The organism is Armatimonadota bacterium, from assembly GCA_036504095.1.
Lineage (GTDB): Bacteria > Armatimonadota > DTGP01 > JAKQQT01 > JAKQQT01 > DASXUL01.
This window is the reverse complement of record DASXVS010000048.1, coordinates 196,022-220,690: the sequence shown is the minus strand read 5'-3', so window position 1 is coordinate 220,690 and position 24,669 is coordinate 196,022. Positions and strand designations below refer to the sequence as shown.

Annotated in this window: 16 protein-coding genes and 1 tRNA gene; 4 read left to right on the top strand and 13 right to left on the bottom strand. The window is 64.8% G+C overall.

Translation table 11 applies throughout. The features are described from left to right. Positions 1-57: 57 nt before the first annotated feature. Together VGM51_12385 and VGM51_12380 are read right to left on the bottom strand one after the other, a co-directional pair. Positions 58-2,991: a hypothetical protein gene (locus VGM51_12385; GenBank protein HEY3413832.1), complete on the bottom strand. Its 2,934-nt coding sequence runs from the start codon at positions 2,989-2,991 to the stop codon at positions 58-60. A 134-nt stretch (positions 2,992-3,125) separates the two neighbouring features. Next, positions 3,126-5,909, bottom strand: coding sequence for a VIT and VWA domain-containing protein (locus VGM51_12380; GenBank protein ID HEY3413831.1), 2,784 nt, complete (start codon positions 5,907-5,909; stop codon positions 3,126-3,128). Between the two features lie 180 nt (positions 5,910-6,089). On the opposite strand from VGM51_12380, the gene VGM51_12375 reads away from it, so the two are divergent. Both VGM51_12375 and VGM51_12370 read left to right on the top strand, forming a co-directional pair. Beyond that, complete coding sequence (locus VGM51_12375) at positions 6,090-6,863, top strand: nucleotidyltransferase family protein (GenBank protein ID HEY3413830.1); 774 nt, start codon at positions 6,090-6,092, stop codon at positions 6,861-6,863. Between the two features lie 57 nt (positions 6,864-6,920). After that, positions 6,921-7,436, top strand: coding sequence for a tyrosine-protein phosphatase (locus VGM51_12370; GenBank protein ID HEY3413829.1), 516 nt, complete (start codon positions 6,921-6,923; stop codon positions 7,434-7,436). A 161-nt stretch (positions 7,437-7,597) separates the two neighbouring features. Here the strand turns inward: VGM51_12370 and lpdA are convergent, their stop codons facing one another. Next, entirely contained in the window at positions 7,598-9,121 is a 1,524-nt protein-coding gene (lpdA, locus tag VGM51_12365; GenBank protein ID HEY3413828.1) for a dihydrolipoyl dehydrogenase, read from the bottom strand. 70 nt (positions 9,122-9,191) lie between these two features. After that, a tRNA-Leu gene (locus tag VGM51_12360) sits at positions 9,192-9,275 on the bottom strand. Positions 9,276-9,579: 304 nt separating this feature from the next. On the opposite strand from VGM51_12360, the gene VGM51_12355 reads away from it, so the two are divergent. After that, positions 9,580-9,771 (top strand): CDGSH iron-sulfur domain-containing protein, encoded by a 192-nt coding sequence (locus VGM51_12355; GenBank protein ID HEY3413827.1) that lies wholly within the window; start codon positions 9,580-9,582, stop codon positions 9,769-9,771. 78 nt (positions 9,772-9,849) lie between these two features. Here VGM51_12355 and VGM51_12350 read toward each other — a convergent pair whose 3' ends face one another. Genes VGM51_12350 through VGM51_12335 form a run of 4 tightly spaced genes read right to left on the bottom strand, consistent with a single transcriptional unit; the run spans position 9,850 to position 13,664 of the window. Beyond that, positions 9,850-10,314 (bottom strand): hypothetical protein, encoded by a 465-nt coding sequence (locus tag VGM51_12350; GenBank protein ID HEY3413826.1) that lies wholly within the window; start codon positions 10,312-10,314, stop codon positions 9,850-9,852. Between the two features lie 4 nt (positions 10,315-10,318). Further along, positions 10,319-11,482: a class I SAM-dependent methyltransferase gene (locus VGM51_12345; protein ID HEY3413825.1), complete on the bottom strand. Its 1,164-nt coding sequence runs from the start codon at positions 11,480-11,482 to the stop codon at positions 10,319-10,321. After that, positions 11,475-12,680, bottom strand: coding sequence for a PLP-dependent aspartate aminotransferase family protein (locus VGM51_12340; GenBank protein ID HEY3413824.1), 1,206 nt, complete (start codon positions 12,678-12,680; stop codon positions 11,475-11,477). Before VGM51_12340 ends, VGM51_12345 begins: the two co-directional genes overlap by 8 nt. A 15-nt stretch (positions 12,681-12,695) precedes the next feature. Next, the gene (locus tag VGM51_12335) at positions 12,696-13,664 is read right to left on the bottom strand and encodes a glycine cleavage T C-terminal barrel domain-containing protein (GenBank protein ID HEY3413823.1); all 969 of its coding nucleotides are present in this window, start codon (positions 13,662-13,664) and stop codon (positions 12,696-12,698) included. Positions 13,665-13,880: 216 nt separating this feature from the next. On the opposite strand from VGM51_12335, the gene VGM51_12330 reads away from it, so the two are divergent. Beyond that, entirely contained in the window at positions 13,881-14,543 is a 663-nt protein-coding gene (locus tag VGM51_12330) for an HAD family hydrolase (GenBank protein HEY3413822.1), read from the top strand. 136 nt (positions 14,544-14,679) lie between these two features. Here VGM51_12330 and VGM51_12325 read toward each other — a convergent pair whose 3' ends face one another. The 5 genes from VGM51_12325 to VGM51_12305 form a co-directional block, all read right to left on the bottom strand. Continuing rightward, on the bottom strand, positions 14,680-15,552 hold the full coding sequence (locus VGM51_12325) for an NAD(P)-dependent oxidoreductase (protein HEY3413821.1): 873 nt from the start codon (positions 15,550-15,552) through the stop codon (positions 14,680-14,682). Beyond that, entirely contained in the window at positions 15,549-17,567 is a 2,019-nt protein-coding gene (locus tag VGM51_12320; GenBank protein HEY3413820.1) for a DUF4965 domain-containing protein, read from the bottom strand. The genes VGM51_12325 and VGM51_12320 overlap by 4 nt, the downstream gene beginning before the upstream one ends. A gap of 81 nt (positions 17,568-17,648) precedes the next feature. Next, on the bottom strand, positions 17,649-20,126 hold the full coding sequence (locus VGM51_12315; protein HEY3413819.1) for a hypothetical protein: 2,478 nt from the start codon (positions 20,124-20,126) through the stop codon (positions 17,649-17,651). Positions 20,127-20,158: 32 nt separating this feature from the next. Next, on the bottom strand, positions 20,159-23,860 hold the full coding sequence (gene smc / locus VGM51_12310; GenBank protein ID HEY3413818.1) for a chromosome segregation protein SMC: 3,702 nt from the start codon (positions 23,858-23,860) through the stop codon (positions 20,159-20,161). Next, on the bottom strand, positions 23,841-24,143 hold the full coding sequence (locus VGM51_12305) for a stage V sporulation protein S (protein HEY3413817.1): 303 nt from the start codon (positions 24,141-24,143) through the stop codon (positions 23,841-23,843). The genes smc and VGM51_12305 overlap by 20 nt, the downstream gene beginning before the upstream one ends. Between the last annotated feature and the right edge of the window lie 526 nt (positions 24,144-24,669).

Here is a 24,669-nt window from a genome sequence, read left to right as displayed (position 1 = left end):
CCGGTTTGCTGACTGCGTGTTGGACGGCCGGCTATTTGCGCCGGCTGACCCGGCCGTCTATCGGCGCAACGGCCGCCCGGGCGGCAACGGTCTGCCGCCCCCACCCCCCGTTCCCGGCCCCGATTCCGCCCCGTCGTCCGGAATCCCCACGCGGCGGAGGCTGTCGTCCAGCTCCTCCGGCGCGCCGCGAAAATCGTAGACGGCCCAGTCGGCGGGCTCCGTGTTGGATGGCCGGAAATAGGTCCCGTCAGCCCAAAGGATCGCCGGAGCTTTGGGGTCGATCGGCGGGCCGTTAGCGGGTGCGGACAAGGCGCTCTCCCTCGTAGGAACCCGCAGCAGCAGACAGCGGGCTTCATTCGTGGCGAAGCCCGTGTACAACTGCGTCAGCCGCACGGACGCCGGAGGCGCCGGGGGGCCGCTGTTCGGGCGATAGTACCCGGGGGTGGCCCCTCCGTCGGTTGCGAACGTAAGCAGAGGGGCGCCATCCGGCCTGGCCTTGGGCAGAAGCCGTGTCGCCAGCGCGACCTCGGCGGATGGCGGTTGCGGCTGCGGACGCCCCGCTCTCATAGCCTGCATGTCCATCGGCGGACGCGGCAGTTGAACGGCGGCAAGTGGCGGCGACTGGAATCCGGGCATACCTTGATCGAGGTCGACCGGATCCACGGAGTTCTTCAAAATGGACGCGACGCGGTCAGGCACGGCGTATCCAAGCTCCCCCCAGCGGCCCATTTGCGGGTTGTACGACCTTCCGCCACCGGGGCCCCGTTGATACGCCGTGTCAATGCTCCAGGCGTCCAGGCAGAGGCCGGTAACACCCGGTTGGCGAAGATACTCTCCCAGGAGCGTATCGAGCCGCGCGTTCACCTCGGGTTCTGTCACGCGGACGATGTCTCCGATGATCGAAGGCTCCCGCGTTTGAAGTCGGGCGGCGTCCGCGGCGAGATGTGCGCTCAGGGGGCGTCCGAGGATGTCCACATCCAGATAGTCCGGATGCTGATCGAGCCAATGAGGGGTTTGCCTCGTCTTGCGCCACGCCAGCGCCTCCATATAGCCGATCACGGTCACGCCGGCGCCTTTCATCGCGGTCATACACGCCAGCCAGCCATTGGCAACTCCCATGGCGGGGTGCGGCGGAAACGCCTTGCTCGGAATCGTGACATAGCCTCCCTGGAGGACCGGGTACAACAGAGTCTTGATGCCGCGCACCTGCATCTGCATCGCCAGCTTATTGAGCTGCTGTTTGGAGAGCACCGGCACCATCAACGCCCGGTTCCGCGCCGGCATCAGATTGCGATCCTGATAGTAGCGGTATGGCGGTGGTGCTGCCGCCGTTGCCCCTGCTCCACGTCGGCGCTTCTCCGCATCGGCTCGCTCCTTCGCCTGGTATCGCAGCGACTCCAGAGTGCTCTGGTAAAGGGTCTTGTAAAACCAGTTCCCGGTTGCCGCCCATCTACCGTCGCCGAGATCGACGCACAGCTCGACCGTCGCCTGTCCCTGCAGCCCCGCTTTCTCAAGATCCTTGTCCGCCAACAGGCGTTCCGCGTATTCACCTTCCCCTGTGGTCAGGTCCGGCAAGTTCACTTTGCCGCCGGCTGCGAGAGCGCGTATCGCCGCGCGCTGGCCGGACGTCATACTGTTCCAACCCACACGCGGACTGCCGGACGAGTTGGGCTTGTTATCCGATGGGCCAAAAAGTACCTGGCGCTGGCCGGCGGTCCATCCCAGCGGGTCGTCCGCGGCGAACGGGATGCGCATGGCCAGATCGAGCCACGCCTCGCTGTTTTCAGCCTCCTGACCGGCCTTGTCCGATGCGTGCGTCAAACCCTGCGCCTTCTCCATGGCCGTCATCTGCAGCGCGCCCAGCCCGGTGCGGTCCCAGGTGAGGAAGTAGATGTCGCCTATACGCCGGAACGATGCCGTGAGCGCCAGCCGGAGCGCGTCCGCAACGTCCCCGCACGGGATGGCGCTGGAACCTACAAAGACCCTTAAGGGCCTGAACTGGGCACTCGCCCGGAATTTGCGGCCCGTAAGTGCTTCCAGGCGCTTCATTGCGTCATCGACCGCCATCACGCCCGCCGCGCCGAAAGGCTGTGCCAGGGATTTGCCATCCAGGTCGGACGGTTTGAATGTGTTGGGTACGGTGGAAAGCATCGGCAGATCCGTGCTGTCGCCCGAATAGTAACCTGCCGGCCCATTGGGCAGCAGTTCGAAGTGGGGCGTCGGCGGCATCTGAAACACGTCGTAAGACTGCGAGTACTCGTACCCGTCCGGCTGGCGCCGTGTGATAAAGATGGAGGCGGGCCGCGATCGCAGTTGGGCCCGGATGCGCACGCGCGTGAGATCGGGCGGTGCGGAGATCAGAGTACCCAGATCGGGGGCGCCGAGTATACTGCTGTCACCCGGCGTCTGCCGCATATCGCTGATGCGCATCGGTGGCCGGAGCGCGCGAGCGACCATCTTCTGCAATTGCGGGTTCAACGAGCCCGCGACAAGGCCCGATGCCGAACAGAGCAAATCCCTTTCGCGCGCGGTCAGGCCAACGAGCACTTCGCTCATCAGTCGTCCGCGGCCGCTGACGTCCACGGGCGTCAGCCCGGTGATGTCCGTGGTCATCTGCTTCCGCGTGCCCGGCGCCAGTACCCACGTGCCGCGGATCGCATAGGGCACGCACTGCTGTTCCGGTGTGCTGAAGGCATCCGCTACGTCCTGAACGCGGGTCAGCAGTTTGGAAGACGCCCGGACCTTCACCGTTTCGGGATCAACGTATGGCCAGAGGACGCCGACGGCCACCACCGGCTGTCCGGTCAGGTCACGCTCAAGCACGGTCAGGATGGGCTGGCCGGAGTCTGAGCCTGTCTCACGGTGGGGGCTGGAGGGTAATGGCCCCGGGGAGTACCCGGGCAGCGGAAAGGTCGATGGTGTCAGCCGCCCAAGTTGCGCATCGGCGCGCGCGGCAGTGAGCAGGAGTGCGAACAGAACGATCTTGCGCATGGCATCTTCCTTTGTGTTACGGTGGCAGGCTCTCGCGGAATCAACCGATCTTTATGGGGATGATAGCCTGTGGCGCGCGGAGACGCGGCGGCTTTCACCGCCGCGTCCCCGCACCACCGTTTGGCCCCTCGGCCCTACTTGAGGATCACCGGCTCAATACGGGCCACGAACACCAGCGCGGCGATGGACTCCAGTTTGGCGACCGGGACGCTGCCCAGGAGCAGCTTGCCCGGCATGAGCGTCGTCTCCAGCGTGAATCCGGCCGCTTTCAGTTTGGCGAGGTTCGCCTTGCTGGCCGATTTCACCCACACCTGCACCCAAACGCGCCCGTTGTCGACCTGCACGCTCGGAGTGTGCAGCGTCCCGTTCTTGCCCTCGGCTTTCACCTTCGCGGCAAGACCGTGCAGTGCGGTATGCATTTTCACGTTTTCGAGGAGAGCCATTCGGTCCGCGGGCTTCATCGCCTTGAGCGCGTCGGATTTGAACGCGAGTTCCTCGCCCGCGAGGCTTCCGTTCGTGGAGACAGCGGCGTGGGCGGGAGATTCACTTAACGTGAGTCTGCTCCGGACGGGTGGCTTTGCAGGCGGAGCGAGACGCACTGCCGGCATCGGCGGTCCGCCAGGCATCGGTGGGGCGGCCGGCGTCGGGATTGCCGCGACGGCCCCCCCGAAACCTCCGCCGACGGTTCCGCGACTGAGAGACTGTTGTGGAACTGCGGGACTCAGTTTGGACATCCCGAACGCCCCGGTCGAAGCCGGCGCATTCCGGTAGTTGAAGTTGAGGTTATACTGGTTCGACCCCGTGGCATACAGCGTACCCGCCGTGAGTGCCGACTTGTCCTTTGCCTCGCCGAAAATGCCGTCGTACGATACGCCTTCCGGCATCTCCACGGGCACATCGACAGTGCGCTGCCTGCCGCCCACGTTGACCACGCGCTGCTCGACGGCAACGAATGAGGTGTACTGGCTCATCAGCCTGTGCGCCAGCGCCACGTCGATGATCTGGTCCTTAATGTTCTGGATGGGGCTTCCGGTTTGCGCGCCGATCCAGTCCTGGCTCTGCAGGTCGTCTATCTTCTCGCGGGCCCACAGGCTTTCGATCCCGCCGCCGTTCGGTTGCAGCGGAGGCAGCGACACGTGGATCGTTTCCTGCCACGGCTTTCCGCGCACGAGGCCGCGCACGGTGATGTCGCCCTCAGCCGCGTGGGTGTAACGACCCTTCAGGATGATCGGCCCGTAAGAGAAGACGTCCGGAATCTGCTGCGGGAAGACTTCCTGGACGGGGAGGCCGCCCCAGTCCACCTGCGGATCCAGCAGGACCGGGCTGGCGATTCGGCGGTAGAACTTCTCGGACGCGGCGGTGGGGCCTTCATTCAGCGCGATGATGTCGGACTGCCCGCGGCCTTCCCTGGCCATCCCCTCGATGAGGAACCGATTGACGCTTGAGCCGATGCCGAACGGGAACATGCGCGCCTGGCCGCGGTGCGTCTTCACGTAGTCGATGATCTGCATGTCATTGCCAACGTAGCCGTCGGTCATAAAGCAGATGATGCGGAGGCGCGACGGGTCCACCGGCATGGACAGCGCGTAATCGGCGGCCTTCAGGATGTCGGTTCCGCCCGCTCCCTCCAATGGATCGAGGTAGGCGATCGCTTTCGCGATGTTATCTGGCGTTGCGGGCACGGCCTTCTCGAAGCATGGGTAGACGCTGGTGTTGAATCCCACCAACTGGAACGTGTCGCCGGGGTTCAGATGCCGGATGGCGTATTTCATCGCGGTCTTGGACATTTCGATCGGCGTTCCCATCTGGGAGCCGGTTTGGTCGATGACGAAGACGATCTCCTTCTCGCTGATCTTGGACTGGGGCGGCGCGGCCGGAGGCTGAAGTATGAGCGTGAAGTAGCCGTCGTTATTGCCGTTCGCGTGGGTGAGCAGGCCGGTCTGAATCGCGCCACCCGCCACCGTGAACCGCAGGATGAAGTCTTTGTTGGGGATGGACGCCTGATTGGAGAGGTTGATCTCCGCCCTGTTTTTACCGTCGCGGGCCACGTCGATGTCGTGCATCACAGAGGTGATCTCGCCCAGCTCGACGCCGGCATCCAGATTAACGGATACGGAGATGTCGTGCCCCGCGCGTGTTCCCGGCGGGGTGATCGGCGGCGTGATTTTGTCGGCGTCCGTTACCACAGCCTGTTTGCCCACATCGCGGCCCGTCTGTCTCTGAGGGCTCGGCGCGCCCCGCTTGCCGGGCACCGTATAGCCGCCGCCGGGAACAAACCGCGGCCCCACGACCATCGGGAACACGAATTCGTAACGCCCTTCGTCGTACTTCAGGGTGTTGACGTACTTGATCGTGATCCTCACGTCCTCGCCGGGCATGATGTTGGCCACCGACTGCGTGAAAATGTTGGGTCGTTCCTGGTCGAGGAGTGCGGTGGCCTGGCCGGCTGCCTTGGCGGCCTCGTAGACCGCGCGCGCCTCTTCCTTGCGCTTGATCTCGCCCTTCACAACGCGGTTGCCGATCCGCATGTCCATGTCGTCAACGGCCGCGTCGGACGGGAGCGGGAAGGTGTAGACGGCCTCGATGGGCTCGTTTGAAGGATTGTGGAACTGCTGGGTGACGGTTACGCGGGCCACAAATCCGGATACGTCGGCGCTCACGTCCGTATGGGTGAGCGGGCACTCGCCGGCGGGTTGGCCCTTTCTGTCCAGCATCCGCAGTTCGCCCTGCGTCGGCCCGCGCTGTTGCAGCGGCACGACCAGGCCGGCGTTCCGTATCGCCGGTCCCGATACGCCGCGCACGTGAACCACGACGCGGTTCGAAGTCCGCGCCGCGGCGACAATGCCCCTTCCGTGGAGGGCGACAATGGCGCCCATGGCCAGCAGAACCGCCGGCACTACAAGACTGGATCGTTTCACGGGTTTCCTCCTGCGTCAGAAATCACTGCCTAGATGGCACTACATTCCCTGAGAGCCCTCGCTGTTCCAGAACCTTCAAACCGCCGGCGATGTTTGTGCTGCATGGCCTTCTCAGTACCAACCGTGCCATCATGGCCGTGACCTGGCGCCGAATTCCGGCTCAGGGCGAGGAGGCACGCAATGACGGACGCTGTTGTATTGGCCGGCGGATCACTTGAACTCGACCGCTTCCCGGGAGTGGATTCCTCGATACCCTGCAAGGCTGCCATTCTCCTGCTCGGAAAGCCGATGGTGTGGTGGACGGTGGCCGCCCTGCGCGCCTGCCCGGCCATTGGCCGCATCGTCGTCCTCGGCGGCCCCACGCTGGACTCGCCCGACCTCCGGGCTCTGGATCTCTCCATCCTGCCCGAGGCGGGCGGCATAGCCGCGACGTTCAAAGCCGGCCTCGATGCTCTTCCAGACGCGGATCGCATCCTCGGCATCTCCGCCGACGTGCCACTGCTCACTCCCGAGGCTGTCGCCGACCTCCTGGAGCGCGCACCCGCCGCGGACGTGGTCTTTCCTTTCTGCGAGCGCGCCGACATCGAGCGCGATTTCCCCGATCGGGGCTGGATATTCGCCCGAACCCCGGACGGCGAGTTTACCGGTTGCAGCGCATTCGTGGCCAAGCGCGCCGCCTTGCTGGAGAGGTGGAAATGGGTGGAGGAGCTTTTGGGCGCGCGCAGGCGGAGCGTCCTTGGCCTGGCGATGCTCGTCGGCCCCGCCTTTGCCTTGAAATATGTGCTGCATCGCCTGAAGGTGGCCGATATCGAGGACCGGATGTCCCGCCTGCTGCGCGTCCGCGCCAAGGGTTATCGGACAAAATTCACGGACCTGGCCATGGATGTGGACAAGACGTCGGACATCGCCTTCGTGGAAGGCATCCTGCGGAACAGGGGGGCGGGGATTGGGTGACAGGCGCCGGGCACACGGCGCGCGCTATCCTGATTACCGGAAGGGGACCCTCAAACGATGACCGTCAAGTCTGGTACGCTCGTGCGCTCGCTCTGTCTGCTGCCGTTCGTGGCGGGCGCTGTATATGCCGCGAAGACCGATCTGCCGAACTACCACACGGTGGCGCCCGGGATCACACGCGGCGGCGCGCCCACAACTGCCGGGCTCGCGACCCTCAAGGCGCAAGGCGTGCAGACCATCATCGATCTCCGCATTTCACCCAAACAGGTCCGCCTTGAGAAGGCGGCCGCTCTGCGCATGGGGTTCCGGTGGTTGAACATCCCGATGGGCCGGGAGGCGCCCACGCCGGCTCAAGTCAGTACTTTCCTCTCGACGCTGGCGCGCGCGCCAAAGGAGCCGGTCTTCGTGCACTGCCAGCACGGCGCGGATCGAACCGGCGCCATGATCGGCATCTACCGCGTGCAAGTTCAGCACTGGCCCTTCTCGAAGGCGTGGGCGGAGATGCGCCGGTACGGGTTCAAACCCTACCTGAGCGAGTTGAAGGGCGCAGTAAGGTCACGGGCCAGGGGCTGAGGCCCAGGGCCTACCGCAGAGGCCATGGAGGGCGCGGAAGAGGATTCAAATCCCTCGCCGTGTGGCCGGGCGACGTGTCCGCCGCCACGTCAGTGGTTGAGAATCCCCCGCGATCCCCCGCACCGAATCCGGATTCGTCGTTCATCGTCCAGACTTCATCGTTACGAATGGATTCCTTCACCGATCCCTGCCAAGGCGGCCTCCATCATCGCTTCCGGGAGGCTGGGATGCGCATGGATGGTGTGTGCCACGGTTTCGATGGTGGCTTCGGCGGCGATCGCGATCACGGCTTCGGCGATGAGGTCGTCGGCGTGCGGTCCGATGATATGGCAGCCGAGGATCTGTCCGTATTTCGCGTCGAAGACCCATTTCACGAAGCCGACGCGTGCATTGATCGCCTGCGCCTTGCCCAGCGGGCGGAACGCGAATTTGCCCACCTTCGCGTCGTAACCGGCCGCTTTCGCGTCGTCTTCCGTCATGCCGACGCTGGCCACCTCGGGCGACGTGTAGATGCACGCCGGGATCAGCTTGCGGTTGAACGCGCGGTCGTGCCCCATGGCGTTCTCGGCGGCCACGATGCCTTCCTCGCTCGCCTTATGCGCCAGTTGGGGCATGCCCGCAACGTCGCCGATGGCGAAGACGCCCGGCACGTTCGTGCGCAGGTGATCGTCGACAACCACAGTGCCCCGTTCCACATTCAACCCGATCTTCGCCGCGTCCACCGTCAGGTTCGCCCGCCGGCCGACGGCCATGAACAGGCACTCCGCTTCAATCTTCTGTTCGCCGGCCTTCGTCTCGACCACGTACTGCTTTGCGCCGTTCGCTCCGGGCTCCGCCCGCACGAGTTTGGAGTCCACCAGGATCTTCATCCCGGCCTTCTTCAGCACTTTGACCAGCTCGTCCGCGCATTCCTTTTCGACGCCGGTGAGCACGTTGGGCAGCATTTCCACCACGGTTACCTGAACGCCCAGCGTCTGGTAGATGAATCCCCATTCCATTCCGATAACGCCGCCGCCGAGAATCACCATCCGTTTTGGCAGTTCGCCCATTTCCAGCGCGGAATCGGACGTGATGTAGTCCTTACCGATGCCCGGCAGATCGATCTCGACGACTTTGGAACCGGTCGCCACTATGATGTTCTTCGCTTTCACGCGTTGGGCGCCGACCGCCAGCGTGTGCGCGTCCACGAAGTCGGCCATGCCGTTCAACACAGTGACGCCGTTTTTCTTCATCAGGAACTCGACGCCCTTCACGAGGCCGTCGACGATCTTCTTCGTTCGCGCGAGCATCGCTGGGAAATCGGGCTTGACGTCCGCCACGATCACGCCCATTTCCTTGGCGTGCAACGCGGCGTCGTAGGTCTCAACACAGCCGAGGAGGCACTTGGTGGGGATGCAGCCGACGTTCAGACAGGTCCCGCCCATGGGGCCGGCTTCGATGAGCACCGTTTTCGCGCCCAACTGCGCCGCGCGGATTGCGGACACATAGCCGCCGGGGCCGCCGCCCACAATCGCAACATCGCAAGCGACCTCGGGGCCTTGCGCGAGAAGCGCCTGGACTTCCGCCTGCACGGCGGCCTGATTGAGCTGCCCGGGCGCCGTGGTTGTGGCGGCGCCTGAAACGGCGGCCCGTTCCGGCGCCGCCACAGCGTTCTTGATGGTCTTCGCGGCTATGATCGTATCCACCTTTCGTGGGTTCCGAGTTCCGAGTGTCCAGTTCCGAGGCGCGGAGCCAGGAACTCGGAACCGTTGTATCTGGTAGGCGTGGTGGGATTCGAACCCACAAGGGTTACCCCGGCGGATTTTAAGTCCGCTGCGTATGCCGTTCCGCCACACGCCCTCCGCTGAATGATTATAGCAGAGAGCCTGCCGTTTGGGCGTGCGTCTCTGCTGACAGCCTCCGGGTGGCAGGCGCATCGCGCGTCGCATATAGTCCCTACCACATATACACCGGCTGCGGCGAGACGTTTCGCGCCGGGCCATCGCCGCGCTTATGCAGGACCGCTTTCGATCCGGGAGTCCATAACTCCATACGGTGGAATTAATCGAACCGAAGCAATGATTCGACGGCGGGCGGTCTACCATGAAAGAGGCAAAGCGGAGCATTGTGCCTCCGTCAGATTCGCCACACAAGGAGACTGTGTATGCCAGACGTAAAGATTGAGTTACTGAAGGACGGCCCGATCCTCATCACCGGCCCGATCAGCCTGAAGGACTCGGCAGGGGCGGATATCCCGGTGACCCACGAAACGATCGCCATGTGCCGATGCGGCCACTCAGGGATCAAGCCGTTCTGCGACGGCAGCCACAAGCGAGAAGGATTCCAGGCCGACTGATTTCGGTGGGCTCCGACAGTGAAAAAGTGCGGGGCGCCCGGGTGGGCGCCCCGATCTGACATCGGACCGGTGGAGGGGCTAGGCGGAAATCGCGTCGGCCTCGGATTCCAGCGTTGCCGCGAAGGCGGCCAGTTCCTCGGGCGAAATCGTGGTTTCAACCGCGATCCGCCGGTTTGGCGCTCTCCCGTCCGGCATGAACAACGCCAGCAGCGCGAGGCCGCCCGTCGGGTCCGGCCAAACGAAGAATTCCACTGTTTGGCCCGCCAGAGGCGTCCATAGCCGCGCCACTGGGTCCGACGGCGCCTTCCCCATCCTGGTGGAGAGATGGCGCACCTGGGAGGCTTCGGAGAACCAGGACTTCCACCAACGGATCTCCGCCAGTGTGGCCTCGCCCGGTGCGATCTCGCCGGAGGGGTCCTCGGCGCGCCACGCAAGTCGCACCCTCTGATCGCGCGATTTCCGTTGCAGCGATAGCAGGCCCCCGCCTTCGTCGATTCGGCAGGAGGTGAAAGTTATGCGTAAAACGCCGGATAACTGTGCCAATTGCTCAACCCTTCCAGCGTGTGGCCAGGATGGCGGTCGGCTTGTCGTCAACACGCGTCAGGACAAGGATCACCGGTTCGGTTCCGTCGGTCTTGAGGGCTTTTCGTACCGTGTCCACGTCGACCGGCGAGGCGCGCTTCCGTACTTCCTCCACGCGCATGTTCGCCCCTCTTAGATGCCGTTTGACGTCCTTCAGGTTCCACGGCATCGCGGCCTCGATCATCAGTATCTGCGCGAATGGGGTGGCGACGGGCTGATAGCCTGTGAGGTAGGCGACGGACGGATCCATCTGCCACGCGCTCAGTTTCCGCCCGAGGTCTTTCACGGCCCCGGCGCGCAGGACCGCCGGATCCGGGTCGTACAGCACCCTCGCGGGTGGCGCCGTCTGGACGAATTCGCCGGATGGGACCAGAGTCTCCCCGGCGGGAAGCACTGTTGCCCGCCGCGAGCATGTTCGCAGCGCTCCGAACCACAAGGCGCACTCTTTCAGTTCACCGCCGACGGAGATGAACTCCGCTTCGGCGTCGGGCGGGATATCACCGCCATCGACCGCGGGACTGATCTTGACTCCAAGCGGACGCCCCCCGGCGTGCTCGATGATCCGGTCGAGCGGGGGGGAGTATGCGCTTGGATCGGTCACCCGGTACCCTTCGGAGCGCCTCGCCGGATCGGCCCAGATCGCCGGCGTATGCGGCGGGACGGCGAGGTAATCGGCAACGTGGAACTCCGCGTTCGGGCGTTTGAGCGCCCGCGCGTTCGCCTGGGCGAGCGCCACACGCAGCGGATCGATATCCAGGCCGATGGCGCGCGTTACCTTCGCCAGAGCCAGGGAATCGATGCCAACGCCGCAACCCCAATCGGCCACTTCCGGATACCCGGAGTAACGTTGGGCGCGCCAGGACGCGACCTTGCCACCCGACGCCTGCTCCAGCGCCTCTCTCACGAAATACATGCGATCGGCGTTCGCGAATTTGGCGGACGCGCGGCGGCGCAGTTCCGTCATCTCGACGGCCACGCCGACCAGTTCGGCCGGATAGCGCCGCCGCAGGACCGTCACGGCGAGCAGGGGGTCATTGAACCGCTCCGCCTCGTGCAGTAGTTCGTCTCCCAGGGGCGTGAGCAGGGCGGCGAGGGCCGGCAGGGTAACGACGCCCGTCGCCTCAGCCATCCGCGGGATCCCCCGCGCGCGCCAGTGCCTGCTCGATATCGGCGATGATGTCCTCGGCGTGCTCTATGCCCACACTGAGGCGCACAAGGCCGTCGGAGATTCCCAGCGCAGCTCGTTGTTCGGCGCTCAGGGCGCGATGCGACGCCAGTGCGGGGTACATCACGAGGGTCTCCACGTCGCCCAGCGTCGGTCCCGGGAACGCCAATTTGAGCGAATCGATGAAGCGCGAGACCCGTCGGCGGCCGCCGTCGCGCAGATCGAATGAGACCATGCCGCCGAATCCGCGATTGCCGAACAACCTTCCCGCGAGTTCGCGCTGCGGGTGCGATGCCAGGCCGGGATAGTAGACGCGTGAAACTTCCGTCCGCGTTTCCAGCCACCCCGCTATCGCGGCGGCGTTGGCGCAGTGCCGCTCCATTCGCAACGAGAGCGTTTTGAGGCCCCTCAGAAGCAGAGACGCCTCGAATGGCGCGAGAACGGCGCCGACGACGACGTTGGCCGTTCTCACGCCCGTCAGGGGCTCTCCCGACCCGGTCACAACGCCGCCCAGCGCGTCGCCGTGGCCACCCAGATATTTGGTGGCGCTGTGCACAACCAGATCGGCTCCCAATTCGTGCGGGCACACCAGGTATGGGGTGGCAAATGTGCTGTCCACGATCAATGCGCTGCCCGCCGCGTGCGCCGCTTCCGCCAGCGTCCCGATGTCCGCAAGGCGCAGCAGCGGATTGGAGATCGCCTCAACGAGGACCGCGCGCGGCTTCAGCCGGGAGATAGCATCGCGGGCCGCCGGCAGATCTGTGGTATCGACATACTCGGTCCGGACCCCTGCCGGTGCGAATACCTCATTCAGCAAGCGCACGGTGACGCCGTACATATCGCGTCCGGAGACGATGGTGTCGCCCGCCTTTACGCCCGCTCCAAGCAGCGCGCCGTGCAGAGCGGCCATCCCGCTGCCGAACGCCACGGCGCCCTCGGCCCGTTCGAGCGCGGCGCACGCGCGCTCGAACGCGGCGGTCGTGGGGTTGCCGTTGCGCTGGTAGAACGGACCCGCCCCTGTAAATGCGGCGTCCAGGCCGTCGGTGGTCTCGTAGCCAAAAGTGGTGGCGGTGTAGATCGGCGGCGTCGACGGCCGCGGGCGCTCGCCGGTCTCACCGCCGTGGACCGCCAGGGTTTCAAAATGCGTGTGTTGTGTGGACATGATCGTGTGCTTCGTCTATCGGAACGGCAGTTCAAGGGTGATGCCGGAGTGCTCTCCGGCGGTTACGGATACGCCCGGTTCACCGTGCTCCTTCTTGAGGTAAGCCATGGCAATCGGGCCAAAGGCTGGAGATTCCGCGGAACTGGTGATTGCACCGATGGCGGCATCCCCGGCATGGACCGGGCACCCCGCCGGAGGGGGGCCGTCCTGGAATCGGATGCCGACAAGGCGCCTGGCTGGTTTGCCCCGGGAATGGATCCTCGCAATGATCTCCTGGCCCGGGTAACAGCCCTTCGTGAAACTCACCGCGGCGCCTTCGAGGTTCGCTTCCAGTGGAATGGTGGCGTTTGTGAGTTCCGCTCCCCACGCGGCCAGGCCCGCTTCAATTCGGAGAACGTCCATTGCCTCGGCGGATGCCTCCGGCACGCCTGTTTCGCGGAGCGCCTCGATCAGGCGATCCGCTCCGCCGGGCATATACACATCGAGGCCGCCGTGCCCGGTCCGGTCGCGCGCCGCGGCGATCAGGCCGGCGCCGTCGTCCGACGTCTGCCAGAGGGAGCCCCGTTCGAGGGGAGGGAGGTCGATGGCCAGCGCGTTCGCCAGCGCCTGGTGGGCCGTCGGACCCTGGACGGTGACCAGCGCTTCGTCGCCCCGGGCGTCCTGTATCTCGACTTCCTCCATGATGAGGTATTTGTCCAGGGTCGCCATCAACGCGTCGCATGCGGGTGCGGCTGTCTCGACGAGGACTTCCTCCTCAGACACGACCCACGCCCACAGATCGGCGATCATCCGTCCGTCGATCTCCAGCAGGCAGGCGTATGTCCCCTGTCCGGGCGCCAGCGAGCGAATGTCGTTCGTGACCATCCGGTGCAGGTATTCCTTTGCTTCCGGGCCCATCAATCGGAACCGCCCGCCTTCGGGCTGATGGAACGCCGCGCCGGTTCTGATCGCCTCGTATCCGGACGGGACTCTGTGCTGTGTCATCCGTGCTCCTCACTGGTACGACCGCCGTACCGGCGGTAAATCCTCGGCCGGTTCACCGCTGCCGCGGGTGTGCGTGCCATCCATGGTAGGCCGCACCCACTTTTGCTTTCCAATTCACCGAAAGGGGTGTGCGGGACGCTAGCCCGGAATCCGTCTCCGGGCGGTCGCTCCAAACTCCCGACTCCGGAATCCCGCCGCGAGGCTATAGTTCAAAGTATGGAACCTGTAATACCGATCGTCCCCCGGCCGCTGGGTGTCATCTTCGATCTCGACGGCACACTGGCCGACACATTCCCGATGATTATATCGGCGTGGAACGCCGCCGTCCGCGAACCGCTTGGACGCCAGTACACGCCGGAAGAGGTTATCGCGCTGTTCGGCGTGCCGGAAGAGCCGATGTTCCGTCACGAGCTCCCCGAATCCGAGGTTGAGCGGGCTCTGGAAGTCTACCACGAGCATTACGAGGCCGAACACGGGCAGGTTGAGCCATTCGAGGGGATTCCCGAACTCCTCCAGGCGATCGCGGACGCTGGAATCCCGATGGGGGTGGTGACAGGCAAGGGGCGCCGCAGCGCCGATATCACGATGCGCCTGTTGGGCTGGGACGACTACTTCGCCAGCGTGATGACGGGTGATGACGTTGAACGCCAGAAGCCGCACCCGGAGGGCGCGCTCGCAGTTGCCCAGGACCTCGGCGTCGAGGCGCGCCGGTGCGTGTTCATCGGGGACACGCCGACCGACGTCGAATGCGGCCGCGCCGCAGCCATGACGACCATCGCCGCCGGTTGGCATACCGTCTACCTCGACCGCCTTCGCGACGCCAAAGCCGATTATTGGGCTGACTCGCCCCGGGATCTACAGGCGCTGCTGGGCGTGTGAGTCCGGTAGAACAGGGGTCCCACCCCGATCTGTTTCCGTGAGTCCAGTAGAATGGGCATCCCGCCCGTTGCCTGTATCGAAAACCCGGCAACGGGCGGGACGCAAATGTCATTCGGAAACGGGCGGGGCGCCCGTTCTACGCTGCCGGAAGCTCGCCCGGCACGTTGAGGGCCCGCACGTCTTCTCCCCCGGCATCGCGCCGCTGAAGGTCGCGCAGGAAATCCACGAAGCCGACCTTCGGGGTCCACCCCATCACGCTCTCCGCTTCGGATAGATCGTGATACTCCACCGTCTGCGGAAGCTCCAGGTCGTACTTCGCGATGAGGGCATTTGCTCCCGGTACGCGTTCTTCGCACCAGTCCGGCCCGAGGCGCCGGAAATCCTCGCGCACGTTCGGCGGCATGTGATGGTCGGTGTGGATTATCGTATTGAAGAGCCCGAACTTCCGCTCTTTCGCCGCCTTCAGCGCCGCAACGGTGCCTCGCGCAACGTCCTGGCGGTCGACGCCGTTTCGCAGCAGTCGGGTACCGAATTCGAGGTATGGGCCCGGGACGAACGCGTGATAGCGAAGCACGGCAACGGATGCGCCGATGATCTCGTGAAACGACCGGCAGATCTCCTCGCCCAGGACCTTCGTGAGGCCATAGACCGCGCTCCACCCGTATGCCATACTGGACGCATAGACGAACGCCTTGACGTCCTGTTCGCGGCAGGCCTGCATCACGTTGAACGTGCCATCCACGTTCACGGCATAGATCGTGGAGTCGCTCACCGGCGGCACGTGCGCGCAGTGCCACGCCGCGAGATGGATGACGGAGTCGCAGCCGTCTACCGCGAAGCGCACGTCATCCGGCGTGCGCGTGTCGCAGCGAACGAACTCGACGTCCGGGATGCGGTCGTGGGCGGGCGGTGAAACATCGGCCCGGCGAATGTCATATCCCTGCTCAACCAGCAGGCGGCAAACGGCCTGCCCGGCGTTTCCCGAAGCGCCCGTTACGAGAGTCTTCATGATTTCCCGGCCTTTCCGGCCCATTTGCGCCAGAGATCCGCATTCTTCAGAAGGGGTATGAACAGGCCACCCACCACGGAGCGCGCCTGGAAGCCAACCTGCTTTGCATCGGTGGTTTCATACCAGTCGGTAAGTGGAACGCGGCTCGTGGTCTCGTTGGCGAATCGGAACACCCGGTCCACGATCGCATCGAAGTCCTCGCGTTTCTCGGCCATCGTCGCCGTCCACAATTCCCAGTCAGTTTTCGTGTACGTCTTGCGGCTGTCGAGTGGCAGGCCGTACTCCTCGAACCTGGTCATATAATAGGCGACCTCGGCAGTGCGAACCTTCTCCGGGAAGACGTTGAGGCCCAGGAGACTGTCCCACACGAGGTTGTATTTCTGGCTCCAGGTACCCGGCTTGTCGAAGGCCAGGCGGTAATGGTCGCCATCGTCGGCCTTCCGGACCCACTCCGCGGCCATTGACTCCGCGGCGGCGCGAAATCGCTTCGCGCTCTCGGCGTGCCCGAGGGTTTTCGCCATTTCCGCGAATCCGGCCAGCCCGAGAATCGCCTTGATGGCGAGGTTTGCGTTGTGCGCCATGTGGCCGGCGAAATCGTCCGTGCACAACTGGTTCTCCGGGTCCAGCCCCTTCTCCAGAAGATATTCGGCCCATTCGGTGAGAGTCGGCCAGTACGCGGCGGAGAAATCGGCGTTGCCTTCGATGTGCGCGAGCGCCGCGAGCATCAGCAGCATGTTGCCGCACTCCTCAACCGGCATCTGATCCTCTTCGCCCTGCTCGCCGCCGCCATAGACCTGTCCATTGGCGAGGGGGTAGGTACCCAGATCGTGGGGAGCAAACGGGAATTTCCAGCGGGCTGACGCCGCATAGTCGAGGATGCCCCGCAACTGCGACTTCAGCAGTTCCGGTTGGAGCAGCAGGAAGAACGGCGACGACGGATAGGTTACGTCTACCGTGTTGATGCAGCCGTTGCTGAAATTCTCCTTGGAGTAAAAGACCGGAGACCCATCGGGGTCGGCCGCAAGTTTGTGGGCCGATATGCACTGCCGGTACGCCAACGCGCAGAGGAGCGCGAATTTCTCGCCGCCCGCGGCCGCGAGGTCGGCCATCAATTGCCCGTCGAACGCCTCGCAGCGCTTGAGAATCGCTCCGAACTCTGAACTTGAAGCCAGAACGTCCGCGATGGTTGCGCCGTTGCGCCGCCAGTAGGAGCGGAGCCGGACCCCGAGATGCTCCAGGGCGAAGATGTCGTCATAGGCGAGGAGCATGTGCGCCGAACGGGGCGCGTCGCCGACTTTGCCGAGGTCCATCTCGCACGCCAGAACGGGCCAGCGGTCGTTGGCGGCTCTGGGTGTGTCGGTATCGTCGGCGGCCGGCCAGGAACCATCCTTCGCCCACGCGATGCGAATGTTGTGGTCCGCCAGGGCCGTGTGCGTGCCCGCGCCTGCCGGTGCGGCCAGGTAGAGGTGACCCCAGTCGATGCGGAGATCATCGCCGAACTTTTCCAGGACACCCTGATCGGCGCTGCCGATGCGTAGAACACTGAGCCCCGGCAGGTTGAACCGGCCCCACTCGACCTTCTGCTGGCAGATATTGACCGCCACCTCGCCTGAAATGTCCAGATACACGGAGACATCGTGGCCCCTGCCATCGATGGACCGCGCTTCCCAATGCAGGTATGTGACCGGACGCGACAGCAGATCGAGATCGTCCGGCAGCATCGGGGTCACGAACGACAGCGTCAGCGCGACGCCGGCGCCCTCGAAACCGTAGATCGTGCGGGTCGGCAGAACCTGTACCGAGGTCTGGTGGAGCGCCTGGACTTCGTGGGGCTGTTCGCCAATGCACCGGTAGGCGACCCCATCGATGCGGACGAGGCCGGACAGGCCATGCTTGGCTCCGGTCCAGTGCCGCGTCGCGGTGTCGGTGAGTTGGTCGGCGGGCGACCAGATGCTGAAATATGGATCGTGCGTGACCAGCGGCGCTGCCGGCGGCCTTAGTTTCATTTCGGGCATTGGGACTGTGCTCCTCGAGTACGGTTGTTAATCAGGCGATTTCGATATGCGGCGTCGCGATATGAAAGATGGAGACGAACGTTATCTGACCGGGCGGATGGTGACGGCCATATCCATTCTGAACGTCGGGAGGGCAAATGTCACCCTGCCCGCTTCCGATTTTGCGGCCGTCGTCTTCACCGGGAAGCCCGTACGGGTGTCCCAGCACGTGACCTCGTAGCGCCCCGCCGCCATCCCGCTCAGGGCCACGCTCGCTCCGCTGACGTTTATCGACGAATGAACGCGTGTGTCGTGCAGCGCCCAGACGATCGCCTGCCGGGCATCCCCGGACCCCATGAGGAGGATACCGTTGTACTTTGTTGAAAGCCTCGCGTCGGCGCTGCGGGGGCTGAGCCGTTTCCAGTCCAGCCGGTTCGCCACCTGCGCAATGGATCGCAGCGAGCGGAGCATCACCGGGGTGAGGCTATGCGGCTGACGGTATGGCCACCGCATCCCCGCGCCGGCGCCGCCGGACGCGAAATGCGCCCACGACATATGGTGGAAGACCTCGTCATCAAAGGCCTGCTGCGGGATCCACCGGTCGATCGGCCCGCTTTCGGAGTCCGTGTACGGCCGTCCATCGGCGCTCTGCTCCTGGGCGTAGCGGACGCCGTGATTTACGCTCACGGCCGGATCGACGACGTTCTTCGGGTCGTTCACCGTGCCGGCGTAGTACAGATGCGTCGTGGCAAAATCGAACAGCGGGTTCCTGTAAACCGAGTCGGCGATCAGGCCCTTCGGCTCCGCGGCCGCCGAGGAAACGGTGAGCATATGCGCGCGGCCCCATTTCTTCAGTTCGTATGCCCTCGTGTAGGCGGCGATGTCGTCGACCCACGCTTTGCGCTCCGCCGAGGACGCGCCCCACCAGATGTCGTGCTCGTTCAGCAGATCGATGGCGAAAATCGCCGGGCTCGCGCCCCAGCGGTCGATCATGAACCGGAGCCGGGCCTTCTGCCAATTGCGCGCCTCCGGGTTGACGATGAAATCGTGTGGGTCGGCGCACGGGCCGCCGTTCGCCCGGTTGTACGGGCTGGCCGACCACGGCTGGTTGATCCAAAACGTGTCCCACGGCGAAATGAGCACCGTCAGGCCGTGGCGCTCGCAGATCGGGAGGAAGTGGTCCCAGAAATCGACGACGCCTTTGTTGTAGTGGCCCAACGGCGATTCCAACAACTGGGAGGGCTCCGGCACGACCGCTTCCAGGAACACCCGGAGAACGTTCACGCCGTTTACGCGGAGTTGGCGCACATATTCCACTGCCGAAGCCGTATCCCCAGTCCGCCAAAGCCGTTCAAGGCCGGGCCACGTGTAGCTGTCGTTGAACGCGATTGGAACCGTCGTCTGTCCGTCGGGGAATACGAACGCCCCGCCGTTCTCGGTCACGTGCGCGTTGCGGCCGTACAGCGTACGCTTGACGATGATCTTCACAGGAGGCGTAGACTTCCGGACGCCGCTTGATGTGAACAGATCGGCCTGGAGAACGTGGGAACCGTCCGTTTTCGGGACGATACGCGCGAAGAACGGCGGCCCCGCGCATTCGCCCGCGGGTTTGCCATCCAGTGTGAACAGCGCTCTTGCGAATGCCTTGTCCATTCCGCCCACCGCGACAGTGAACACGGGCCCGACGACCTGCCCGTTCGCCGGCTCCCTCAGGGCGATGCGGTCGAGCGAGAATGTCGTCCAGATTGATCGCGAGTTACCGGCGGCGTCGCTCGCGCGAACGCGGACCGTGAACGGCGCCACTGCGTTCACGGGTGGCTCCCATTTCGGCGACCACCGCTGCCACGAAAGAGGCTCCGCGCCTTCGCCGATCTCGACAGCCGATGACGCGGCGCCGTCCGCCTGGGAAACAACCTTCAGCGGCAGCGGCGCGATCTCATCCGGCTGCGGTTGCGTCAGCGCCACATTCGGCCCGGTGAAGCGGACGTTGTCCCAGCGGCTTACGCTGTCGCCAAAGCCATACAGCACTACCCGAGCGTCGCCGGCGATGGCGTTCGATGTGAGAATGTACAGTTCCACGCCGTTCACAAGGAGGCGGTAGGCGTTCCCGTCGCGCTCCACGCGCAGATGCAGGGGTTTGTCCGCGCCGTACGGGCCGGGTGTGGGTGCGGGGCCGAACCAAGACTCGCCGTTCGGGGTCCACACATGCACGGTGGGAGTTCCATCGGGGGCGGCGCCCTCGATGCCGAACTCGATCATGTTGGTGAAGCCGCCGGACCCGCCGTAGAGTTGGAGGATCTGGTTGATGCCGGAGTAGCCAAGGGCATCGACCTCAATGACCGCCTTCGGCCCGAGGCGCACGCGCGACGCCGCGCCGGTGCGATCCGGGGCGCCTCTAACCAAAAGCCGCCCCTGCTCAATGGCGATTGTCGCTCGACCGGGACCCGCCTCGTTGATGACTTCCCAGCGCTGAGGATTGACCGATGCCGATTCGAAATCGTCGTAAGTCGAAATGGTCTGGGGGCGGGCCGGAATCGCCGTCGACAACGCGACGAGCGCGATGATTCTGGAGAGATGCATTCGGTCTACCTCCCTGTCGTCGACCCGCAGCCCTACGCCGTGATCAGCTCCGGCTGCGTCGGCACGTGCCTATCTTCGAGGCGCAGCGAAACCAGGCGCGAAATCCCCGGTTCCTGCATCGTCACCCCATACAGCGCGTGCGCCGCTTCCATGGTGCCGCGGTTGTGGGTGATGACGATGAACTGGCTGTTCTCGCTGAACTCCTTGAGTACCACCGCGAACCGCCCCACGTTGGCTTCGTCCAGCGGGGCGTCCACCTCATCGAGGACAACGAACGGGCTTGGCTTCACCTTGAGGAATGCGAACAGCAAAGCCGCCGCCGTCAGCGCCCGCTCGCCGCCGGAGAGCAGCTGGAGGTTCTGCAGTTTTTTGCCCGGTGGCTGGACGATGATCTCGATGCCCGTCTCCAGCACATCGTCGGGGTCTGTCAGGGCAAGCCGCGTGATTCCACCGCCGAACAGGCGGTGAAACACCACCCCAAACTCGATCTGCACCTTCTCGAAGGTCTCGATGAACACGGTCTTGGTGCTTTCGTCGATCTCCCGGATGGCGCGACGCAGGGTTTCCTCGGCGTTCACAAGGTCGTCCCGTTGGGTGGTGAGGAATATCTGGCGCCCGCTGGTCTTCTCGAATTCTTCCTCGGCCGCGGGGTTGACGAGGCCGAGATCGGCGATCTGCCGCCGCAGGCGGTTCAATTCGACAACGGCCGTGTGGCGCGAGAAATCGACGGGGAACTCAACCATCGCGAGCAGAACTTCGGCCTCCTCCTCGGATACCGGGGTCTTCAGGTCGCTGTCTTCCGCCTCATCGTCCGGCAGGCGCTCCCGATCTGCCGCTCGCTCACTCTCCCCATCGCCACCCTCCGGCAGCAGAATCTCCTTGAGGCGCACGAGGATGTGCTCGCGCTCGTTTGTCAGGCCGGCGATGCGGTACTCCAGCTTGCGGAGTTTCTCCACCGCATCCATCGTCCGCTCTTCCGCCGCGTGAGCCCATTCGCGGTGTGTCGCCGATTGCTGCAGCACCGCATCGCGCGCGGTCCGGTGCTGGTCCAGATTCCTCAAAGCCTCGGCGATGGACGCGTCCAGCGCCACGAGCATGTCGGCCAGGGATTCCTCGACCGTCGTCGATTCACCCGCCAGCTTGCGCGCGGCGTCGCGCTGCTCCGTCCGGCTGGCCAGTTCGTCGCGTGTCGATTTCGCCGTCTGTTCCGCGCGGGACGCCGTCGCGACGGCGGCGTTGTGGCGTTCGCGCAGCGACGCGGACTCAACTTCCAGGGCGACCAGTTCCTGTCGCCGCGCCTCGTCCGGGCCGGCCTCCGCCACCTGGAGCGAGGCGATTTCGGCCGTCACGGGCGCCAGGTCCGCACGCGCTCCCGCGGAGGCTGCTTCCAGCGCATCCGCCTGTTGAGCGAGTTGCGCGGCGCGGTCCGCCGCACTTCGCGTCTCTGCGTCCACACCCAGGATCTCCCGCGCGAAACGGTGGGATTCGGTTTCGGCGTATTGCTTCTTCCGTGCGGTCTCGGCCGACTGCATCCGGTTCTCGTTCAGCGCGCCCGCCGCGTCCCGGCCCGCCTGAATGGCTGCCTCGCGCTCCGCCTTGAGCGCCGCCACGGACTCCTCGCGCTCCAGGACGTCCGCTTCCAGGCGTTTCATTTCGAGGCCCAGGTCGGACATCTCACGCTTCCGCGCCAGCAGGTGGCTCTGGCCGCCTTTGCCGCGCCCGCCGGTGATGCTGCCGCCGCCGGAAACGATCTCGCCATCCAGGCTGACCACCCGGATCGGCAGGCGGTCGCGCCGGACGAGTGAAACGGCTGTGTCCAGGTCATCGACGACCAGTATGCGGCCCAGAAGCATCTCGATGGCAGGCTGGAATCGGCGGTCGTAGGTCACGAGATCCGCGGCCCAACCCAGCACGGGGCCCGAGCCCGGCGAGCCGCCTTCGGGCGCCTCCCGCATCGGCACCCTCGGTTGCGGTGATAACAGGTCCAGCGGCAGGAAGGTAGCCCGGCCCGCGTTTCCCTGTTTCAGCAGGGCGATCGCTTCCTTGGCGTCGGTATCCGTGTTACAGATGATGTCCTGAAGCTGGCTGCCCAGCGCGGTTTCAATGGCCGTCTCGAGCCCGGCCGGCACGTGAATCACGTCCGCCACGGCATCGAACCGGCCTTGCAGGCGCTGCTCTTTCGCTGCGTCCAGAACGGCGCGAACTCCCGCGAAGAACCCTTCATGGCTCTCCGCCATTTCCGCGAGCGCGCGGCGCCGGGCGCTCACCGAAGCGATATCACGCTTCGTATCGGCCAGGCCGCGCTCCATCTGCGCGATATCCGCTTCCAGCGACCGTGATCTCTCTTCCGCGGCCAATTTCGCCGCGCCCAGTTCCTCCTGCGCCCGCTTCAGTTCCGCGGTACGCTCCGCGGCTTCAACGATCTGCGTCTCGGCGTTCGCCACGTCCGCGATCAGCGCGGCCTTCCGCTCGGCGAGCCTGGCCAGAAGCGGCGCGCCACGCTCCGCTTCGGCGCGCGCTGCGCGGGCTTCCCCGGCGCGGGCGGCAATGGCTGTCTGCAGCCTCGATTCTTCGGCACGGAGGGTCTGGAGGCGCTCGACGGCCTGATGGAGGACCGCGCGCTCGGCCTCAAACTCTGCGCGCGCCTGGGACAGTTTGCCTCCAAGGGCGGTGGATTGCTCCTCGATCGCCACGGCCAGGGCCGCGGAATCCTCTCTCTCCCGGATGGCTGCGTCCAGCCTCGATTGCAGCGTGACGAGCATTTCGGCGAGTTCGGTGTCCCGGCGGACCGCGTCGTGGCGGCGCTGGGTGAGCAGGGACCGTTCGGCGTCGCGCCGGGTGCGCTCTCCTCTCACTTCCTCCAGCCGTGTGCGGGCGGCCTCTACGTCACGCTCCAGTTCGGTCAGCCGCAGCCGCGACGCGGCTTCCTCCGCTTCGGCCTCCGCCCGCGCCGCACGGCCGGCGTCGGCTTCCTCGGTCAGGAGGTCCGCATCATCCCGCAGCGTGATGAGGTCGTTGCTCAGGCGCTCGGCGTCGAACGCGAACACGAGGGTCTCGAGTTCCTTGCGGCGCGTGTCCAGGCCTCGGAACTCCCGGGCTACCGCGGCCGCCTTTTCCAGAGGGCCGGCGTTGCGCTCGATTTCAGCGAGGATATCGGTCACGCGGACGAGGTTGTTCGAGGTGCTCTCGAGTTTGCGGAGGGCTTCGTTCTTCCGGATACGGTATTTCTTGATGCCGGCCGCTTCCTCGAACAATTGCCGTCGCTCTTCGGGACGCGCGCTCAGGATGGCATCGATATCGGATTGGCCGACCATGTTATAGGCGTCGCGTCCGATTCCGGTGTCGAGGAACAGTTCGTGGATGTCTTTGAGGCGGCAGGGGGCGCGATTGATGAAATACTCGCCCTCGCCGTTTCGGTAAACGCGGCGGGTTACAGTGACCTCGGGGTCAGGCATACCGCCCAGGCGGCCGTGGGGGTTGTCGAACGTGAGGGATGCTTCGGCCATGCCGAGCGGCTTGCGCGTGCTCGTGCCGGCGAAGATGACGTCCTGCGCTCGATCGCCCCGAAGGTGTCGAACGTTGGATTCTCCAAGGACCCAGAGGATGGAGTCGGAGATATTGCTCTTGCCGCTTCCGTTGGGGCCAACCACTGCGGTGACCCCAACGGGGAACTCTACTTCAGTTCTTTCGGCGAAGGTCTTAAATCCGAACAGGTCAAGCCGCTTCAGGAACATCCGCAACTTCCGCCGCGGGACGCGCCTTGCGGTTAACGGTGAATTTGATGGCGGTCCGTTCGGCGCCATCAATTTCGATGTGTTCGAAGTTCGGGGCGATCGCGAGATCCCAGTGGTCTTCCACCAGGTATTCGCGGGCGATTGCCATGGATTTGACAGCCTGATTGACCGCCATAGCCCCAACGGCCTGGACAGCCACGACTTCTTCCCTCCGAAGGACCGCCGCGATAGCGCCAGCGACGGACCTGGGGACCGAAGTTCCCGAGACCTTAAGTATCTCCACGCGAGACCTCCTGTATGATGCTCAGAATGACGGAGGCTCACGCCCCCGTGCGCCGGGACACCAGCAGGGAATCCTCGAGTTCAATCGGCCCTTCAGCCGAACCCGATTCCCTCTATTCGCGCCTGATCGACGGCAGTGCTGTTCCCAGTGAGTGATGTACCAGTTTGTTCCTGCCCGCATCTGGGGAAGGCTTCGCTGGTGGTGTGCATCGCCCGCGCACGTCTAGTCGTCGCAGTCCGTGACGCCCACCTCGAAATCCCCCGGCATCCCGAGGGAGATTGTGCATACACGTGATTCTAACCTGTCAGCCCGATTTTGACAAGGACTTTGGAACCGATATTTGGTACGGTGGCCGGACGCAGCGCCGAAGAGACCCGCCACGTGCCTATTGGCAAAACATCTCAAGTGAACCACGGGTTCCATTGCTTCCGGCGGCATAGTTTCGATACTGGGGATGGGAGCCCAGCCATCCGCGGCCGCCTGCGTTCGCAACGAATAAAAACTCCGGATGACACAGAATGGCACT

Bases quoted from the DNA above. Each gene is read 5' to 3' on its own strand.
- VGM51_12385 (HEY3413832.1), bottom strand. From the start codon at position 2,991: ATGCGCAAGATCGTTCTGTTCGCACTCCTGCTCACTGCCGCGCGCGCC.
- VGM51_12375 (HEY3413830.1), top strand. From the start codon at position 6,090: ATGACGGACGCTGTTGTATTGGCCGGCGGATCACTTGAACTCGACCGC.
- VGM51_12370 (HEY3413829.1), top strand. From the start codon at position 6,921: ATGACCGTCAAGTCTGGTACGCTCGTGCGCTCGCTCTGTCTGCTGCCG.
- VGM51_12355 (HEY3413827.1), top strand. From the start codon at position 9,580: ATGCCAGACGTAAAGATTGAGTTACTGAAGGACGGCCCGATCCTCATC.
- VGM51_12345 (HEY3413825.1), bottom strand. From the start codon at position 11,482: ATGGCTGAGGCGACGGGCGTCGTTACCCTGCCGGCCCTCGCCGCCCTG.
- VGM51_12340 (HEY3413824.1), bottom strand. From the start codon at position 12,680: ATGTCCACACAACACACGCATTTTGAAACCCTGGCGGTCCACGGCGGT.
- VGM51_12335 (HEY3413823.1), bottom strand. From the start codon at position 13,664: ATGACACAGCACAGAGTCCCGTCCGGATACGAGGCGATCAGAACCGGC.
- VGM51_12330 (HEY3413822.1), top strand. From the start codon at position 13,881: ATGGAACCTGTAATACCGATCGTCCCCCGGCCGCTGGGTGTCATCTTC.
- VGM51_12325 (HEY3413821.1), bottom strand. From the start codon at position 15,552: ATGAAGACTCTCGTAACGGGCGCTTCGGGAAACGCCGGGCAGGCCGTT.
- VGM51_12320 (HEY3413820.1), bottom strand. From the start codon at position 17,567: ATGCCCGAAATGAAACTAAGGCCGCCGGCAGCGCCGCTGGTCACGCAC.
- VGM51_12315 (HEY3413819.1), bottom strand. From the start codon at position 20,126: ATGCATCTCTCCAGAATCATCGCGCTCGTCGCGTTGTCGACGGCGATT.
- smc (HEY3413818.1), bottom strand. From the start codon at position 23,860: ATGTTCCTGAAGCGGCTTGACCTGTTCGGATTTAAGACCTTCGCCGAA.